At 44.7% G+C, this 246-nt stretch carries 1 protein-coding gene; it reads left to right on the top strand.

Annotated features, from left to right (window positions below):
* A partial coding sequence (locus A3774_RS16895) for a hypothetical protein (RefSeq protein ID WP_197468100.1) occupies positions 1-246 on the top strand: 246 nt, incomplete at both ends.

The following is a 246-nucleotide window of genomic DNA, read 5'->3' as shown; positions in this document are numbered from 1 at the left end:
ATCGTTACGTTCATCGTTACTCTCGCGCTCTCGGTCACAGGTTTCTGGTTTTACCAAAGTAATACGCTGAATATGGAGTCCTTCACCGCTTGGCTTTCACCGAAAGAACCAGAGCCAGCCAAAATGCAACAGGTTGAAATTCAGCTGGAAAATGTACTGGTGCCTATTAACCTGGGCAATCGACAAAGCTTGCTTTTGCTTGATGTTTCTATGTTTACCCCACAGAAAAATGGCGCATACGTGTAT

Origin of the sequence: Neptuniibacter marinus (genome assembly GCF_001597725.1) — a bacterium.
GTDB classification, from domain to species: Bacteria; Pseudomonadota; Gammaproteobacteria; order Pseudomonadales; family Balneatricaceae; genus Neptuniibacter; species Neptuniibacter marinus.
This window is presented reverse-complemented; position numbering and strand designations above follow the sequence as displayed.